The 15,177-nt window shown below is 76.6% G+C and carries 21 protein-coding genes and 1 riboswitch; of the genes, 11 read left to right on the top strand and 10 right to left on the bottom strand.

The features are described 5' to 3' along the window. Nucleotides 1–30 precede the first annotated feature (30 nt). The 5 genes from CHC04_RS18295 (at nt 31) to thiD (ending at nt 3,597) form a co-directional block, all read left to right on the top strand. Entirely contained in the window at nt 31–615 is a 585-nt protein-coding gene (locus tag CHC04_RS18295; RefSeq protein WP_089405383.1) for a TenA family protein, read from the top strand. After that, nucleotides 612–1,265 carry a TenA family protein gene (locus CHC04_RS18290; RefSeq protein WP_089405382.1) on the top strand — a complete coding sequence of 218 codons (654 nt, stop codon included), beginning with the start codon at nt 612–614 and terminating at the stop codon, nt 1,263–1,265. Before CHC04_RS18295 ends, CHC04_RS18290 begins: the two co-directional genes overlap by 4 nt. After that, a riboswitch (TPP riboswitch) is annotated at nt 1,258–1,356 on the top strand. It overlaps the preceding gene by 8 nt. Further along, complete coding sequence (gene thiM / locus CHC04_RS18285; RefSeq protein ID WP_089405381.1) at nt 1,350–2,135, top strand: hydroxyethylthiazole kinase; 786 nt, start codon at nt 1,350–1,352, stop codon at nt 2,133–2,135. It overlaps the preceding riboswitch by 7 nt. Next, nucleotides 2,132–2,770 (top strand): thiamine phosphate synthase, encoded by a 639-nt coding sequence (gene thiE / locus CHC04_RS18280; RefSeq protein WP_089405380.1) that lies wholly within the window; start codon nt 2,132–2,134, stop codon nt 2,768–2,770. The genes thiM and thiE overlap by 4 nt, the downstream gene beginning before the upstream one ends. Next, a complete protein-coding gene (gene thiD / locus CHC04_RS18275; RefSeq protein WP_245817433.1) occupies nt 2,767–3,597 on the top strand; it encodes a bifunctional hydroxymethylpyrimidine kinase/phosphomethylpyrimidine kinase in 831 nt (276 codons plus the stop codon). Before thiE ends, thiD begins: the two co-directional genes overlap by 4 nt. Nucleotides 3,598–3,644: 47 nt before the next feature. Here the strand turns inward: thiD and CHC04_RS18270 are convergent, their stop codons facing one another. Then, complete coding sequence (locus CHC04_RS18270; RefSeq protein ID WP_089405379.1) at nt 3,645–4,298, bottom strand: phosphotransferase; 654 nt, start codon at nt 4,296–4,298, stop codon at nt 3,645–3,647. A 90-nt stretch (nt 4,299–4,388) separates the two neighbouring features. On the opposite strand from CHC04_RS18270, the gene CHC04_RS18265 reads away from it, so the two are divergent. After that, nucleotides 4,389–5,417 (top strand): GNAT family N-acetyltransferase, encoded by a 1,029-nt coding sequence (locus tag CHC04_RS18265; RefSeq protein ID WP_089405378.1) that lies wholly within the window; start codon nt 4,389–4,391, stop codon nt 5,415–5,417. On the opposite strand, the gene CHC04_RS24325 is transcribed toward CHC04_RS18265, so the two are convergent. Genes CHC04_RS24325 through CHC04_RS18250 form a run of 3 tightly spaced genes read right to left on the bottom strand, consistent with a single transcriptional unit; the run spans nt 5,407 to nt 6,688 of the window. Then, complete coding sequence (locus CHC04_RS24325) at nt 5,407–5,805, bottom strand: PIN domain-containing protein (RefSeq protein ID WP_089405377.1); 399 nt, start codon at nt 5,803–5,805, stop codon at nt 5,407–5,409. The two genes, CHC04_RS18265 and CHC04_RS24325, sit on opposite strands and share 11 nt — an antisense overlap. Continuing rightward, entirely contained in the window at nt 5,802–6,044 is a 243-nt protein-coding gene (locus CHC04_RS24320) for a type II toxin-antitoxin system Phd/YefM family antitoxin (RefSeq protein WP_217897442.1), read from the bottom strand. The genes CHC04_RS24325 and CHC04_RS24320 overlap by 4 nt, the downstream gene beginning before the upstream one ends. A gap of 35 nt (nt 6,045–6,079) precedes the next feature. After that, a complete protein-coding gene (locus tag CHC04_RS18250) occupies nt 6,080–6,688 on the bottom strand; it encodes a TetR/AcrR family transcriptional regulator (RefSeq protein WP_089405376.1) in 609 nt (202 codons plus the stop codon). A 73-nt stretch (nt 6,689–6,761) separates the two neighbouring features. Between CHC04_RS18250 and CHC04_RS18245 the strand changes: the two genes are divergently transcribed. Beyond that, nucleotides 6,762–7,673, top strand: coding sequence for an alpha/beta fold hydrolase (locus tag CHC04_RS18245; RefSeq protein ID WP_217897441.1), 912 nt, complete (start codon nt 6,762–6,764; stop codon nt 7,671–7,673). Between the two features lie 63 nt (nt 7,674–7,736). Here the strand turns inward: CHC04_RS18245 and CHC04_RS18240 are convergent, their stop codons facing one another. The 3 genes from CHC04_RS18240 to CHC04_RS18230 form a co-directional block, all read right to left on the bottom strand. Beyond that, on the bottom strand, nt 7,737–9,035 hold the full coding sequence (locus CHC04_RS18240) for an Nramp family divalent metal transporter (RefSeq protein WP_089405375.1): 1,299 nt from the start codon (nt 9,033–9,035) through the stop codon (nt 7,737–7,739). A gap of 153 nt (nt 9,036–9,188) precedes the next feature. Continuing rightward, on the bottom strand, nt 9,189–9,818 hold the full coding sequence (locus CHC04_RS18235) for a superoxide dismutase (protein ID WP_089405374.1): 630 nt from the start codon (nt 9,816–9,818) through the stop codon (nt 9,189–9,191). After that, complete coding sequence (locus CHC04_RS18230) at nt 9,707–10,660, bottom strand: Mut7-C RNAse domain-containing protein (protein WP_089405373.1); 954 nt, start codon at nt 10,658–10,660, stop codon at nt 9,707–9,709. The genes CHC04_RS18235 and CHC04_RS18230 overlap by 112 nt, the downstream gene beginning before the upstream one ends. Nucleotides 10,661–10,895: 235 nt before the next feature. Between CHC04_RS18230 and CHC04_RS18225 the strand changes: the two genes are divergently transcribed. Together CHC04_RS18225 and CHC04_RS18220 are read left to right on the top strand one after the other, a co-directional pair. Continuing rightward, nucleotides 10,896–11,702, top strand: a complete 807-nt coding sequence (locus tag CHC04_RS18225; protein WP_089405372.1) for an SDR family NAD(P)-dependent oxidoreductase — start codon at nt 10,896–10,898, stop codon at nt 11,700–11,702. Between the two features lie 26 nt (nt 11,703–11,728). Further along, a complete protein-coding gene (locus CHC04_RS18220) occupies nt 11,729–12,301 on the top strand; it encodes a GNAT family N-acetyltransferase (protein ID WP_245817431.1) in 573 nt (190 codons plus the stop codon). Here CHC04_RS18220 and CHC04_RS18215 read toward each other — a convergent pair. Further along, nucleotides 12,285–12,692, bottom strand: coding sequence for a rhodanese-like domain-containing protein (locus tag CHC04_RS18215; protein WP_217897440.1), 408 nt, complete (start codon nt 12,690–12,692; stop codon nt 12,285–12,287). The genes CHC04_RS18220 and CHC04_RS18215 overlap by 17 nt on opposite strands. 74 nt (nt 12,693–12,766) lie before the next feature. On the opposite strand from CHC04_RS18215, the gene CHC04_RS18210 reads away from it, so the two are divergent. After that, nucleotides 12,767–13,432: a GntR family transcriptional regulator gene (locus CHC04_RS18210; protein ID WP_425432460.1), complete on the top strand. Its 666-nt coding sequence runs from the start codon at nt 12,767–12,769 to the stop codon at nt 13,430–13,432. Continuing rightward, on the top strand, nt 13,416–14,438 hold the full coding sequence (locus CHC04_RS18205) for a 1-aminocyclopropane-1-carboxylate deaminase (RefSeq protein ID WP_089405370.1): 1,023 nt from the start codon (nt 13,416–13,418) through the stop codon (nt 14,436–14,438). The genes CHC04_RS18210 and CHC04_RS18205 overlap by 17 nt, the downstream gene beginning before the upstream one ends. Nucleotides 14,439–14,460: 22 nt before the next feature. Here the strand turns inward: CHC04_RS18205 and CHC04_RS18200 are convergent, their stop codons facing one another. After that, nucleotides 14,461–14,781, bottom strand: a complete 321-nt coding sequence (locus tag CHC04_RS18200) for a DUF1622 domain-containing protein (RefSeq protein WP_217897439.1) — start codon at nt 14,779–14,781, stop codon at nt 14,461–14,463. Continuing rightward, the gene (locus CHC04_RS18195; RefSeq protein ID WP_089405369.1) at nt 14,778–15,176 is read right to left on the bottom strand and encodes a DUF1622 domain-containing protein; all 399 of its coding nucleotides are present in this window, start codon (nt 15,174–15,176) and stop codon (nt 14,778–14,780) included. The genes CHC04_RS18200 and CHC04_RS18195 overlap by 4 nt, the downstream gene beginning before the upstream one ends. Between the last annotated feature and the right edge of the window lies 1 nt (nt 15,177).

The raw sequence follows: 15,177 nt of genomic DNA, 5'->3' as shown, positions 1-15,177 counted from the left end.
CACCATAGCCACCCCGTAGGGTCGGCCGCCGTGCCGGTCGCCGACCTGCTCGTCCGCCACGCCGACGCGTGGGGCCGAGCCACCCGTGCCCCCTTCCTCGACGCCGTCCGCGACGGCACGCTGCCGCCGGCCGCCTTCGACACCTGGCTGGTGCAGGACGCCTGGTTCCTCGCCGACCTGCTGCGCTTCCAGGCGCGGCTGCTGGCGCGCGCCCCCCGCCCGGCGCAGGCGGTGCTGGCCGCCGGGTGCGTCGCGCTGGTGGAGGAGCTCGACTGGTTCGCCCGGGTCGCCGAGGAGCGCGACCTGGACCTCGCCGCGCCGCGGCTGCCGGCGACCATCGCCTACGGGGACCTGCTGTACCGGCTCGACGCCGCCGACGTCGGCACCGCGCTGACCGCGCTGTGGGCGGTGGAGCGGGCCTACCTCGACGCCTGGTGGTCGGCGCGGCCGGGCGCGGAGCGGTACCGCGCGTTCGTCGAGCACTGGACCGCGCCCGGGTTCGCCTCCTACGTCGCGGGGCTGCAGGCCGCCGCCGACGACGCCGGCCCGGCCGACGAGCCGGTGTTCCTCGAGGTGGCCGCCGCGGAGGAGGCGTTCTGGGGGATGGCCCGGTGACGCTCTCCGCCGAGCTGTGGGCCGGCAGCGCCGACCTCGCCGCGGCCGCCGTCGGCCACCCGTTCGTCACCGGCATCGGCGACGGGACGCTGCCGCGCGAGCGGTTCGCCGGCTACGTCGCCCAGGACGCGTTCTTCCTGGAGGCCTTCGCCCGCGCCTACGCGCTCGGGGTGGCGCACAGCCGCGACCGCGCGACGCTGGATGCCTTCGCCGACCTGCTCGCCGGCGTCCGCGACGAGCTGCGGCTGCACGACGGCTACGCGGCCCGGTGGGGCGTCGACCTGGCCGCCGTCGAGCCGGCGCCGGCCACGCTCGCCTACACCGAGTTCCTGCTGGCCACCGCCGCCCTCGGCGACCTCGGGGAGGTGGCGGCGGCGATGACGCCGTGCATGCGGCTCTACGCGCACCTCGGGCAGGCGCTGGCCGGCCCGGCGACCGGGCCCTACCGCGAGTGGGTCGACACCTACGCCGACGCCGGCTTCGAGGAGCTCGCCGCGACGCTGGAGGCGCTGCTGGACCGCCTGGCCGCCGACACCCCGGCCGTGCGGCGGGCCTACCGGCGCGCGATGGAGCTGGAGCTCGGCTTCTTCGACGCCGCCTGGGACCCCGGCGCGGCACCGCGCGGGAGGGGTACCGTCGCCGCCGAGTGACTCGGGGTGTCCGCTCTGGCGAGCGGGCTGAGAACACACCCGCCGAACCTGTCCAGGTCATGCTGGCGAAGGGATGTCACGGCGATGGACGCCACCGCTCTGACCGCTGCCCGGACGGCGCTGCCCGGCGCCGCCCCGCTCGTGCACTGCCTGACCAACACCGTCGTGCAGACGCTCACCGCCAACGCGCTGCTGGCCGTCGGCGCGGCGCCGGCGATGGTCGACGAGCCGGCCGAGGCGGAGGGCTTCGCCGCCGTCGCGTCCGCGGTGCTGGTGAACGTCGGCACCGTGAACCGGCGCACCGCGGAGGCGATGCGGCTGGCGGCCCGGTCGGCCGCGGGTGCCGGCACGCCGTGGGTGCTCGACCCGGTCGCCGTCGGCGGGCTGGCGTTCCGCACGGAGCTCGCCGCCGAGCTGCTGGGCTCGCGGCCGGTGGTGGTCCGCGGCAACGCCAGCGAGGTGATGGCGCTGACCGGCGCCGGTGAGGGCGGCCGCGGGGTCGACTCCACCGCGAAGGCCGACGACGCGCTCGACGCCGCCGTGGCGCTGGCCGGGCGCACCGGCGGCGTGGTGGCCGTGAGCGGGGAGGTCGACGTCGTGACGGACGGGTCCCGCACCGTGCGCGTCGGCGGCGGGTCGCCGCTGCTCACCCGCACCACCGGCGCCGGCTGCGCGCTCGGCGCCCTGGTCGCGGCCTACGTCGCCGTCGCCGGCGACCCGCTCACCGGCGCGGTGGCCGCGCACGCGCACGTGGCGCTGGCCGCCGAGGCCGCGGCCGCCCTGGCCGCCGGGCCGGGCACCTTCGCACCGCTCTGGCTCGACGCGCTCGACGCGGTGACCGACCTGTCCCCGGCGCAGGTGACCGCGTGAGGCCGGCGTTCGACCCGACGCTGTACCTGGTCACCGACACCGCGCTGGCCGGCGCCGGGGGCGTGCCCGACGTCGTCCGCGCGGCGGTGGCCGGCGGGGTGACCGCGGTGCAGGTGCGCGACAAGACGGCGTCGTGCCGGCAGCTGTACGCCCTGGCGCTGTCGGTGAAGCAGGTCCTCGCCGGGACGGGGGTGGCGCTGTTCGTCAACGACGACGTCGACGTCGCGCTGCAGGCCGGTGCCGACGGCGTGCACGTGGGCCAGGACGACACCCCGGCGGCCGAGGTCCGCGCGCGGATCGGCCCCGACCGGCTGCTCGGGCTGTCGGCCGGGTCCGACGACGAGCTCGCCGTCGCGCTGGCCCTGCCGCCGGGCACGGTCGACGTCGTCGGCATCGGGCCGGTGTGGACCACCCCCACCAAGCCCGACGCCGGCACCGGGCTCGGGCCCGGGGGCGTGTCGGCGCTGGCGGCGAAGGCGGCCGCCGGTGGGCTGCGGTCGGTGGCGATCGGCGGCATCGACGTCGACCGCGCACCGCTGGTGACCGGCGTCGACGGCGTCTGCGTCGTCTCGGCGATCTGCGCCGCGCCCGACCCCACCGCGGCCGCGCGCGCCCTGCGGGAGGCGCGGCGGTGACCCCCGAGGCGGTGACCCCGGTGGCGCTGACGGTCGCCGGCAGCGACCCCAGCGGCGGCGCGGGCATCCAGGCCGACCTCAAGACCTTCAGCGCGCTCGGGGCCTACGGCACCGCCGTGCTCACCGCGCTCACCGCGCAGAACACCCGCGGCGTCACCGGCGTGCACCCGGTGCCCGCGGCGTTCGTGGCCGAGCAGATCGCCACGCTGCTCGACGACGTGACCGTGCACGCCACCAAGACCGGGATGCTCGGCACCGCCGACGTCGTCCGCGCGGTGGCGGCCGCGCTGGCCGGGCGGGTGGCCGGGCCGGTCGTCGTCGACCCGGTCATGGTGGCCACCAGCGGCGACCGGCTCGTCGACGACGACGCGATCACCGCCGTGCGCGACGTGCTGCTGCCGGTGGCCGACCTGGTGACACCGAACGTGCCCGAGGCCGCCGCCCTGCTCGGCGCCGCCCCGGCCCGGTCGGTCGACGAGCTGCCCGGCCAGGCCGAGGCGCTGCTCGAGCTCGGCCCCGGCGCGGTGCTGCTCAAGGGCGGCCACCTCGGCGGGGACGAGAGCGTCGACGTGCTGGCCACCGCCGACGGCGTCGTCCCGACCGTGCGGCCGCGGATCGACACCCCCGCCACCCACGGCACCGGCTGCACGCTGTCCTCGGCGATCGCCGCGCTGGTGGCCCGGGGCGTCGGCGGCCCGGCGCGCTGGGAGCCGGCGGTGGAGCAGGCCCGCGACCACCTCCAGCGCATGCTGGAGGGCGGCCGGTCGCTGGGCATCGGCTCGGGCTCCGGCCCGGTGCACCACTTCGCCGGCATCTGGCCCGCCTGAGCCGCCCAGGTCGTCCGGCGCTCCCCCGCGGGAGTGGCTCGGTGGCGTCAGGAGCCGGCGACGAGGTCGGTGGCCCGGTCGATCCTGGCGCGCTCGTCCGGGGTGACCGCCGGGTCGGCGGCCCGGAAGGCGGCGGCCGCGGTCAGCGCGCTCGCGGGCGGCTGCCCGGTCCGCTCCAGGAAGGCCGTCAGGCAGGGGCGCACCGACGGTGCCAGCGGGTGGCGCGTGTCGAGGGCGACCTGGGCGAGGATCAGCGCGCTCAGCGCGACGTCGACGTCGGCCGAGCCGTCGTCCGCGTTCCGCCAGTCCACGACGACCGGCCCGCGCGTGGTCAGCAGGACGTTGTCCGGGTGCAGGTCGAGGTGCACCACGACACGTCCCGGCGTGGGCGAGGTCCGCGCCGGGACGGCGTGCAGCCGCCGGTGCAGGTCCGCCAGCTGGGCTCCGACCGACTCGGGCTCCACCAGGCCGTCGCGCAGCGCGTGCCACGCCGTCGGCCCGTCCAGCCGCTCCAGGACGAGGTCCGGCCCGCCGGCGGCGACCACGGTCGGCACGGGGAAGCCGTGCGCCGCGACGTGACGCATCACGTCGGCCTCGTGCGCGGTGTCGCCGCCGCGGCGGTAGCGCCGCAGCACCCGCCCCGGCCCGTACTCGAAGACGTCCGCGTCGCGACCCGACGCGAGCAGAGGGCCGGTGTCCACGACGGCGACGCTAGGCCGTGTCTCCGCCCCGTGGCCGGGGTGCGGCTCCACCCGGCGGGAACGCGTTGCGCCGCCGGGTAGGACGACCGGGTGGAGATCGTGGAGACCGGCCCGGACGACGAGCGGTTCGCCGCCTGGTGCGCGGTGTGGGCGGCGAGCCAGCGCGCCGCGCGTCCCGGCGAGGCGCCGCGACCGGCGAGCGACCACGTCGCCCTGGCCCGGCGGCTGACCACCCCCGGCGGCTCGCGCACCGGCACCCACCGGGTCGCGGTCGTCGACGGCGAGGTGGTGGGCGCGCTGCGCATGCTGCTGCCGGTGCGGGACAATGCCTCCGTCGCCTTCCTCGACGTGGCCGTGCACCCCGCCGCCCGCCGCCGCGGTGTCGGCACCGCCCTGCTCGAGGAGGGGGTGCGGCTGGCCGCGGCGGCCGGGCGCTCGTCGCTGGTCGCCGAGGTGGACGAGCCCGGGCCGGGCACCGCCGGGCGCGCCTTCGCCCTGGCCCGCGGCTGGACGTGCGACCTGCAGGAGACCCGCCGTGACCTGCTGCTCCCGGTGGACGAGGAGCGGCTGTCGGCCCTGGAGGCCGAGGCGGCCGCCGCGAGCGCCGGCTACGAGGTGGTCACCTGGCGGGACCGCACACCCGAGGCCCTCCTGGCGGACCGGGCGCTGCTCAGCCGCCGGATGTCGACCGACGCGCCGAGCGGGGACGTGCCGGTGGCCGAGGAGGACTGGGACGCCGCCCGGGTGCGCGAGCAGGAGGACGTCGACCGGGCCCGCGGCCGCACGGTGCTCTCGGCCGGCGCGCTGCGGAACGGCCGGCTGGTGGCCTTCACCGACCTGCACGTGTCGCTGGCTCAGCCCGAACGCGCGAACCAGGGCGGCACGCTGGTGCTGGGCGAGCACCGCGGGCACCGCCTCGGCGCCCGCGTGAAGACCGCCGTCCTGCGCGAGCTCGCCGCGACGCTCCCGGCGGTCCGGCGGATCAGCACCTACAACTCCGACACCAACCGGCCGATGGTCGCGGTCAACGAGGCTCTCGGCTTCCGCCGCGCGGGCGGACTGTCGACCTGGTCGACCCGCATCCGACCGGGACGCCGTCGGGCCGTCGTCAGACCCTGAGGACGCGGAGCGGGGAGTGGGCGGCCGCGATCCGGTCGAAGTCCTCGTCCTGCGTCACGACGGGCAGCCCGTGCACGACCGCGGTGGCCGCGATGAGCGCGTCGGTGAGCTTGACCGTGCGGTGGACGCCCGCGCGGCGGCAGTCGACGACCAGCCGTGCCCAGGCGCTCATGACGGCCTCGCTGACGGGGATCGGGTCGGACTCCCGTGCCAGCGCGAGGGTGTCGGCCCGCCGGGCCAGGATCGTCTCCTCCTCGGCGGCGAGGACGCCCAGCTCCAGCTCCCCGATCGTCACGACGGACACCGCCACTCGGTCCGGCAGGTGCCCGAGCGGCCGCGCCGTCTCCCGGGCGATGAACACCGACGTGTCGAGGAGCCCCGTCGTCACAGGTCGGCCAGGGTCTGGCCCGCGAGCACGTCGAGGTCCTCGCGCAGGCCGGGGTCGGCGGACCGCTGCTCGAGCTGCTCCCGCAGAGCCGCTCCGGACAGCCACCGGGTGCGGGCGCCGTGGGGCACGATGTCCGCGATCGGCTCCCCGCGCACGGTCAGCGTGACGCGTTCGCCTGCGCGCACGGCGTCGATGATGCGCGCGGTGTGGTTGCGGAGGTCCCTGACCCCGACGTCCATGTGCGACAGCGTAGCACCGACGGTGTACGGGTGGGTCAGTCCGCAGTCGGCCCGAAGAGCCGGTCGAGGCGGTAGCGCACCACCCGCAGGGCGTCGTCGACGTCGCGCTGCCGGCCCAGCACGCTGCTGACCAGGCCGTTGGTGAGAGCCAGGAGGCCCACCACCTCGATGCGCGGGTCGATGTCGGCCGGGACGTCCCCCGCCTCGACCGCCCGGGCGAGCACGCCGGTCAGCCAGCGCTCCAGCGCGTCGGGCGCGTAGCGGCCGTCGACGGCCTCGGCCGGGGCGGTGAGCCCGGCGGCGTAGTAGGCGGTCCAGGCCAGCTGGTCGGCGCGGCTGTCCTCGTCGGTGGGCAGGATGGCGCCGAGCACGACCTCGAGCACCGTCCGCGGGGGCAGGCCGGTGCCGAGGGCGCCCGCCCGCTCGCGCACCCGCCGGTCCAGCCGGGCGGCGAGCTCGGCGATGCCCGACTCCATGAGCGTCCGCTTGTCGGTGAAGTAGTACTGCACCACCCGCAGCGAGACGCCGGCCTCCGCGGCCACCTCCCGCATGGACACCGCCTGCAGCCCCCGCGTGCTGGCGATGCGCAGCAGTGCGGCGGTGAGGTGGCGCCGCCGTTCGTCGTGGTCCACCCGCCGGGGCACGGCTCCTCCTTCGGGGTACAGCTGTACCCATTCCTGTGGTACGACTGTATCCCGATCCCTCGAGGAGGCAGCCGTGACCGTCCGCACCGCCCGCTCCGGCGAGATCGACATCGCCTACGAGGTCCTCGGTCCCGACGACGGTGAGCCCCTGCTGCTGGTGATGGGCCTCGGCGCCCAGATGGTCGGCTGGCCCGACGGGTTCTGCGCGGAGCTGACGGCGCGCGGGTTCCGCGTCGTCCGGTTCGACAACCGCGACGTCGGGCTCTCGACCCACCTCGACGGCCCCGTGCCCCGGCGCGCCTGGTCGCGGGTCCCGGCGGCCTACACGCTCTCGGACATGGCCGGCGACGCGGTGGCGGTGCTGGACGCCGTCGGCTGGCCGGCCGCGCACGTCGTCGGCGCCTCGCTCGGCGGGATGATCGCCCAGCTGCTCGCCGTCGAGCACCCCGACCGCGTGCTGTCCCTGACCTCCATCATGTCGACGCCCGCGCCGCGGATCGGCCGGATGCGGGCGCGCACCACTCTGGCGCTGGTGCGGAAGGCCCGGGCGCTCGCGAAGGAGCACGGCCGGCCGACGACGCCCGAGGCGATGGCCGACTTCCTGCTGGCGATGCAGGAGGTCACCGGCTCGCCCGGTCACCCGGCGTCCCGCGAGGACCACCTCGAGATGCTGCGGGTGGCCATGGCCCGCGACGCCTCCGGCCTGACCGGCCCGGGCGCGAAGCGGCAGCAGGCGGCCGAGCGGATCGCCCGCGACCTGCGCCCGGAGCTGGCCGCCGTCCGGGTGCCGACGCTCGTCGTCCACGGCGACAGCGACGTGGTGATCCGGCCCGAGGGCGGTGAGGCGACGGCGGCGGCGGTCCCCGGCGCCCGCCTCGTCGTCCACCCGGGGATGGGCCACGAGCTGCCGCGGGCGCTGTGGCCGGTGATCGCCGACGACGTCCGGGCCACCGCCGACCTCGCCCGCAGCGCCGAGATCACGTGATCTCGGCGCGTCCGGGGCCCGGAGCGGTCGAGATCACGTGATCTCGGCGGGGGTGGGGGCGGGCTACCCGAGCACGAAGCCCAGCAGCAGGTGGCCGTTGAGGCCGATGATCAACGCGGCCACGACGGCGCCCGCGACGGTCGTGACCCGCCGGTTCACCCAGCCGCCCATCAGGTCGCGGCGGCTGGTCAGCCACAGCAGCGGCACCAGCGCGAACGGGATGCCGAAGCTGAGCACCACCTGCGACCAGACCAGCGCGGTGGTCGGGTCACCGCCGAGGACGAGCACCAGCAGCGCCGGGGCGAGGGTGATCAGCCGGCGGGCGAGCACCGGGACGTGCCGGCGCAGGAACCCGGCCATGACCACCTGCCCGGCGTGCGTGCCCACCGACGACGAGGCGAACCCGCTGGCCAGCAGCGCGAGGGCGAAGGCCAGGGAGGCGCCGGCGCCGAGCTGCTCGCCGAGCCCGGCGTGCACGCCCTCCAGCGAGGTGGCCTGGCCGGCGTCGCCGGTGAACAGCTGCGCGGCGATGACGAGCATCGAGGCGTTGACCAGCCCGGCCAGGCCCATGGCCAGCAGGACGTCGATGCGCTGGGCCCGCAGCAGCCGGCGCCGTCCCTCCTGCGTGCGGCCGGCGGTGACGACGTCGCCGTAGCGGCCCGGCGTCAGCGCGGAGTGCACGTAGATGACGTGCGGCATCACCGTCGCGCCGAGGATGCCGGCGGCCAGCACCAGGCTGTCGGGGCCGGCGAAGGTGGGCACCAGGCCGCCGGCCAGCCCGCCGAGGTCGACGCCGGAGCCGATGAGCGTGTAGCCGAAGCCGGCGCCGATGACCAGCAGCAGCCCGGTGATGACCCGCTCGAAGGGCCGGTGCCCGCGTGACTGCGCGGCCAGCAGCACGAACGCCACGACGGCGGTGATGACCCCGCCGACCGGCAGCGGCACCCCGAACAGCAGGTACAGCGCGACCGCCCCGCCGACGATCTCGGCCAGGTCGGTGGCGATGGCGACCGCCTCGGCCTGCACCCACAGTCCCCAGGTGACCGGGCGGGGGAGCTGCTCCCGGCAGTTCGTGGCCAGGTCGCGCCCGGTCGCCAGGCCGAGCTTGGCGGTGAGGCTCTGGATGAGCATCGCCATGAGGTTGGCCGCCACGATCACCCACAGCAGCGTGTAGCCGAAGGAGGCGCCGCCGGAGAAGTTGGTGGCGAAGTTGCCGGGGTCGACGTAGGCGACGGCGGCGACGAAGGCCGGCCCGAGCAGCGGCCACAGCCGGCGCCGGCCGGTCGCCGGCGGCGGTGGCGTCCGGGGGGTGCCGACCAGCGTCGTCGGCAGGACGGCGGCCTCGGTCTTCGACAGGTACACGGGGGCCTCACAGGGGGCTGGTCGGGCGTTCTCGGTGCCGGGGTGCCCGCCGGGGGTGTCACGGTCGGGCCAGGACGTGGCCCGCGCGGGCCGAGGTGAGGCTTCCCTGAGGCGGTGCGGGGGCCGCGGGCGTGCCGCGGCCCCCGCACCCGCTCAGGCCGCCGGGACGACGAGCCCGGCGGTGGCGGTGCGCGCCGCGGTGAACCGCTGTGTCACGTCGGCCCAGTTGACGACGTTCCACCACGCGCCGATGTAGTCGGTCTTCACGTTGCGGTACTGCAGGTAGAAGGCGTGCTCCCACATGTCGAGCATCAGCAGCGGGACCAGCCCGACGGCGAGGTTCCCCTGGTGGTCGTAGAGCTGGCAGATCAGCAGCTTCTGGCCCACCGAGTCCCACGCGAGGATCGACCAGCCCGAGCCCTGCACCCCGCCGGCGACGGCGGTGAAGTGCGCCCGGAACCCGTCGAAGGAGCCGAAGTGCTCGTCGATCGCCGCGGCGAGCTCGCCGTCGGGCCGGTCGCCGCCGTCGGGACTCATGTTCGGCCAGAACACCGAGTGGTTGACGTGCCCGGCGAGGTTGAACGCCAGGTTCTTCTCGTGCAGGTTCGCCGTCCCCAGCCCGTCGTTCTCGCGCGCCTCGGCGAGCTTCTCCAGGGCGGTGTTCGCCCCGGTCACGTAGGTCTGGTGGTGCTTGTCGTGGTGCAGCTGCATGATCTCGCCGGAGATGTGCGGCTCCAGTGCCCCGTAGTCGTAGGGCAGGTCGGGGAGCACGTACTCGGGCATGGGGTTCCCTCCGTCGGGCCGGGCGGACCCCCTCGTCCTGCCCGCCCCGGCTGACACACCGGGGCCGACCCGTGGCCCCCGCGGGCCAGGAGTTCGCCTTTGTAGCGCTGATGGCTGTCGGTGAGCCGCCGCGCGCGCTCGACCAGCTCGTCGATGCGCCGGGCGTGCGCGCCGCGCCAGTAGACCCGCCTGCAGTCCGGGCAGCGGGTGAACTCCGTGGCGGTGCGCCGCGTGCCCGGTTCCACGAGGGCGGCCACCTCGGCGGCCGGCACCGGCGCCGGCACGCCGTTGCAGGCGGGGCAGCGGGTGCGCGGTGCCAGCGGGGGGCGGAAGCGGTCGAGCACGTCGGCGAGCTGGTCGTCCGGGGTCGCGCCGCGCACCCACGCCCCGGCCGGCAGCGCCCGGCGCATGAGCAGGCCGCGGTCCTGGGTGAGCAGCACCCGGTCCCCGGCGACGGCGGCCGCCACCAGCTCGGCGTCGTCGGCGTCGGGCGCGCGGGCCTCGGGTGACCAGGCGGCGTCCAGGCCGAGCAGCCGCATCCGCCGGGCCAGCGCGCCCAGGCCGACGTCGAGGAGGAACCCGCCCGCCGGCACCGGCTGCGGCCGCCGGACGGGACGGACGACGACCCTCGCGCCCGCCGGCGGGCGGTCCTCCCGGGACACGGGGACGCCGCCGACGAGCAGCTCGCCCACCTCGGTCAGCGGGACGCCGGCGGCCTGCACCAGGTGACCGACGGTCGCGTCGGGATCGGCGGCGAGCACCCGCCGGCCGGCCGCGCGGTCGCGGGCCGGCAGCAGCGGCCGCAGGTCGTCGTCGACGGCGACGGTGACCGACCGCTCCACCGGACCGCCCTACCCGGACCGTGGCCGGCTCACCTGCGCCGGCGTCCGGGTCCGCCGTCCGTGCACAGGACGTGTGGACTTCCGCGGAAGTGCCCGCCTCCTCGGGAGGCGGGCCCACCGCCGTGCACGTCCGCGGAAGTGCACGGCTCCTCCCGGACCCGCGCGCAGGGGTCGGACCCGGCCGGACCGGGCATGACGGAGGCGACCGCACCCGCGACCCACCCCGGGAGTCCCCGTGACCGTCCCCTCCGCCCGTCCCCTCGCGCTCGTCACCGGTGCCTCCAGCGGCATCGGCCTGGAGCTGGCCAAGCAGTTCGCCGAGCACGGCTACGACCTGGTCGTCGCCGCCGAGGACGACGAGCTCGACGCCGCCGCCCAGACGCTGCGCGGGATGGGCGCGCACGTCTCCCCGGTCCGCGGCGACCTGACCCGCTACGAGGACCGCGAGCTGCTCGTGGCCGCCGTCCGCGGGGCCGGCCGCCCGCTGGACGCCGCGGCCATCAACGCCGGTGTGGGGGTCGGCGGCGCGTTCACCGACACCGACCTCGACGCCGAGCTGGGCATCGTCGCGCTCAACTGCGGCTCCACGGTGCACATCGCCAAGCGGGTGGCGCAGGACATGGCCGCCCGCGGCGAGGGCCGCATCCTGTTCACCTCGTCGGTGGCCTCGCAGGCGCCGCAGCCGTTCCAGGCGGTCTACGGCGCGAGCAAGGCGTTCGTGCAGCACCTGGCGCTGGCCCTGCGCGAGGAGCTGTCCGACCACGGCGTCAGCGTCACCGCGCTGCTGCCCGGGCCCACCGACACCGAGTTCTTCGACCGTGCCGACCTCACCGACACCCGCATGGGCGCCACCGACGCCAAGGACGACCCGGCCCAGGTGGCCCGTCAGGGCTACGAGGGGTTGATGAAGGGCGAGGCGTCGGTCTTCGGCGGGTCGCTGGCCAGCAAGGCGATGGGCCGGCTGTCGGCGGTGACGCCGGGCAACGTGGCCGCCAAGCTCAACCGGAAGATGGCCGAGCCGGGGTCGGCTCCGCAGGAGTGAACGGCGCGTCGGGCACGATGCCGGTCGTGCCCGACGCCCTCCCCGCTCCACCCGAGGTCCCCGCCGGGCCGGTGCTGCTCCGCCCGTGGCGGCCCGGCGACGCGCCCGCCGTCCGGGTCGCGCTCACCGACCCCGCCACCGACCTGTTCTCCAACCCCGGCCGGGTCGCGACCGACGAGGACGCCGCCGAGTGGGTGGCCCGGCGGGCCGGCCGCAGCGCGACGACGGCCGCCTGGGCCGTGGTCGACGCCGCCACCGGCGAGCTGGTCGGGTCGGTCGCCCTGCACGCCGTCGACCCCGTGCAGGGCGACGCGGCGGTCGGCTACTGGACCGTGCCCGCCGCCCGGGGGCGCGGGGTGGCGCCCCGTGCCGTCGACGCCGCCGTCCGGTGGGCCTTCGCCACCCTGTCGGTCGACCGGGTCGAGCTGGTGCACGCGGCGGAGAACCCCGCCTCCGGCCGGGTGGCGGAGAAGGCGGGCTTCACCCTCGAGGGCCGGCTGCGCCGCTCCCACCGCTACTCCGACGGCGTCCGGCGCGACGAGCTGCTGTGGGCCCGGCTGTCCGACGACGGCGTGCCCGACCTCAGCACCCGCAGCTGACCGGCGCGGTCAGCGGGTCGGCGGCCGGACGGGTGAGGCCGGCCGCGGTCGCCACCGGCAGGCCCTCGCGCGCCCAGTACTCAAGGCCGCCGATCGTCTCCCGCACCCGGAAGCCGAGCAGCGCCAGCGCGAGCGCGGCCCGCGTGGGCGCCGTTGCAGCCCGGTCCCCAGCAGAAGGTGACCACCGGGACGGACCGGTCCAGCTCCGCGGCGGCGCGGACGGCGACCTCCCGCCCCGGCAGGTGCGCCGCGGCTTCCACACGTCGCTGACGTCGGTCCCGACGGCGAGCCGGCGCGCGAAGTGGGCGGCGGCGTCGGCGGGGTCGGTGCTCAGTCCCCGGCGTCGATCGTGCGGCGCCTCCGGCCGGCCCAGGAGGTCCCGTCCTGCCACCGACCGCAACGAAGGTGCCCTTGCAGCCCTCTCGGCACTTGACGGGAGCACTATTGACATCTGAGATGTCAGGTGTGACCGCACCGCTCGCCCCCGTCGGCCGGGTGCTGCTGCGCGACCAGGCGCTGGACCGCATCCGGACGGCCATCGTCAGCGGCGACCTCGCCCCCGGCGCGGTGGTGAAGGACGCCGACCTCGCCGCCCGCCTGGGCCTGTCGGTCGCCCCCGTCCGCGCCGCGCTGGCCCGGCTGGTCGACGAGGGGCTGGTCGAGGCCAAGCCGCAGAGCCACACCCGCGTCACGCCGCTGCGGCCGCGGCAGGTCCGCGACGCCGCCGTCGTCGTCCGGGCGATGCACGAGCTGGCCGTCCGGGAGGCGGCCGGCCGGGTGACCGGGGACGACGTCGCCGCGATGCGCGCGGCCAACGAGCGGTTCGCCGCGGCGGTCCGGGCCGGCGACGTCGACGCCGCACTGGCCGCCGACGACGACCTGCACGCCGTGCTGCTCGACCGCGCCGGCAACACCGCGCTGACGGCCACCGTCGAACGGTTCACCCCCGCCATCCGCCGGCTCGAGCGGGCCCGGTTCGCCGCGGCGCACGGCCGGGAGTCCGTCGACCTGCACGACCGCCTGGTCACCGCCTGCGCGCACGACGACGTCGACGTCGCCGTCGCCACCACCACCGAGATCTGGACGGCGCTGCTGTCCGAACTGGAGGAGACCGATGTCGACCCTGGCTGACTTCCCCCGCACCCCGCTGCTGTTCGGCCCCTCGCCGGTGCACCGGCTCGACCGGTTGACCGCGCACCTCGGCGGCGCCGCGGTCTGGGCCAAGCGGGAGGACTGCAACTCCGGCATCGCCTACGGCGGCAACAAGACCCGCAAGCTCGAGTACCTCGTCGCCGACGCCCTGGCGCAGGGCTGCGACACCCTCGTCTCCATCGGCGGCGTGCAGAGCAACCACACCCGGCAGGTGGCCGCGGTCGCCGCGCACGTCGGGCTGTCGTGCGTGCTGGTGCAGGAGAGCTGGGTGGACTGGCCCGACGCCGTCTACGACAAGGTCGGCAACATCCTGGTCAGCCGGCTGGCCGGTGCGGACGTGCGGCTGGTGAAGGCCGGCTTCGGCATCGGCTTCAAGGAGAGCTGGGAGACCGCGCTCGCCGAGATCGAGGCCCGTGGGGGCAAGCCCTACGCCATCCCGGCCGGGGCCAGCGACCACCCGCTGGGCGGGCACGGCTTTGCCACCTGGGCGCTGGAGGTGGCGCAGCAGGAGGCCGAGCTGGGCGTCTTCTTCGACACCGTCGTCGTCTGCTCGGTCACCGGGTCCACGCAGGCCGGCATGGTCGCCGGCTTCGCGCTGCTCGAGGAGCAGGGCGGCCGGCCCCGGCGGGTGCTCGGGATCGACGCCAGCGCCGAGCCCGCCGAGACCCGCGACCAGGTGCTGCGCATCGCCCAGCGGACGGCGCGGGCGATCGGCGTGCGGCGCGAGCTCACCCTCGACGACGTCGAGCTCGACGAGCGCTACCACGCCGGCGTCTACGGCATCCCCGACGCGACGACGATCCGCGCGATGGAGACCGCCGCCCGCACCGAGGGCATGGTCACCGACCCGGTGTACGAGGGGAAGTCGATGGCCGCGACGATCGACCTGGTCGGCCGCCGCGAGATCGACCCGTCGTCCACGGTGCTCTACGCCCACCTCGGCGGCCAGCCCGCGCTCAACGGCTACAGCGCCCTGTTCTCCTGAGCGGACAGAGGAGCCGACAGCGCTACAGAGGCTCCTCGTCGGCTCCCCGCCGTCGGCCGCCAGGTGCGGGGGCGAGGACCGGCGGGGACAGCGACCGGCCGCCGGCCCGCAGCCCCACCCCGATCAGCCGCCGCAGCAGCACCACCGCCGCCGCGGTGCCCAGGGACGTCCAGGTCGGCTCGGCGGCCAGCCGCAGCAGCCCCGCCGCGAGCAGCAGGTCGAGGAAGACGCCGAGGGCCAGCGCCGGGCGCCGCGTGCTCGCCAGGGTCACCGCCCCGGCGACCAGCGCCAGCCCGCCGACGCCGACGGCGAGCAACCCGGGCAGCGGCCCGAGCGAGGTCACACGCCCCGTCCGCGGTGCTCGGCGGAGGCCGGGTCCGGTGCGGGCGCGCCGGTCCCCTCGGCCACCTGCCGCCGCTCCTCGGCGATCTCCCGGGACAGGAAGTAGTTCAGCGCCGTCCGGATGGCGGCCACGGCGGCGAGCTGGCCGAGCTCGCGGAAGCTGGGCGCGACCGCCGTCCGCAGCACGTCGCTGGCCAGCTGGAACTCCAGCCCGAGCGCGAGGAACCGGCCGAGGGTGAGCCGGACCGGGACGAAGGCCGACGTCCCACCGCGGCGCAGCCCCACTGCCACGAACCGGACGAAGGCCCAGACCGCGCCGACGACGATGACCACGGCACCGCAGGCCTCGACGACGGTGACCAGGACGCCGACCACCTCGGCGAGCAGCTCCTCCACG

This window comes from Geodermatophilus saharensis (assembly GCF_900188205.1).
Lineage (GTDB): Bacteria > Actinomycetota > Actinomycetes > Mycobacteriales > Geodermatophilaceae > Geodermatophilus > Geodermatophilus saharensis.
Note: the sequence above shows the minus strand (reverse complement) of the source record. Positions and strands in the feature narration are given on the sequence as shown.

What these genes read in the sequence shown, in the direction of transcription:
- thiM (WP_089405381.1), top strand. Translation starts at nt 1,350, where the DNA reads ATGGACGCCACCGCTCTGACCGCTGCCCGGACGGCGCTGCCCGGCGCC.
- CHC04_RS24320 (WP_217897442.1), bottom strand. Translation starts at nt 6,044, where the DNA reads ATGGACGTCGGGGTCAGGGACCTCCGCAACCACACCGCGCGCATCATC.
- CHC04_RS18235 (WP_089405374.1), bottom strand. Translation starts at nt 9,818, where the DNA reads ATGCCCGAGTACGTGCTCCCCGACCTGCCCTACGACTACGGGGCACTG.
- CHC04_RS18205 (WP_089405370.1), top strand. Translation starts at nt 13,416, where the DNA reads ATGTCGACCCTGGCTGACTTCCCCCGCACCCCGCTGCTGTTCGGCCCC.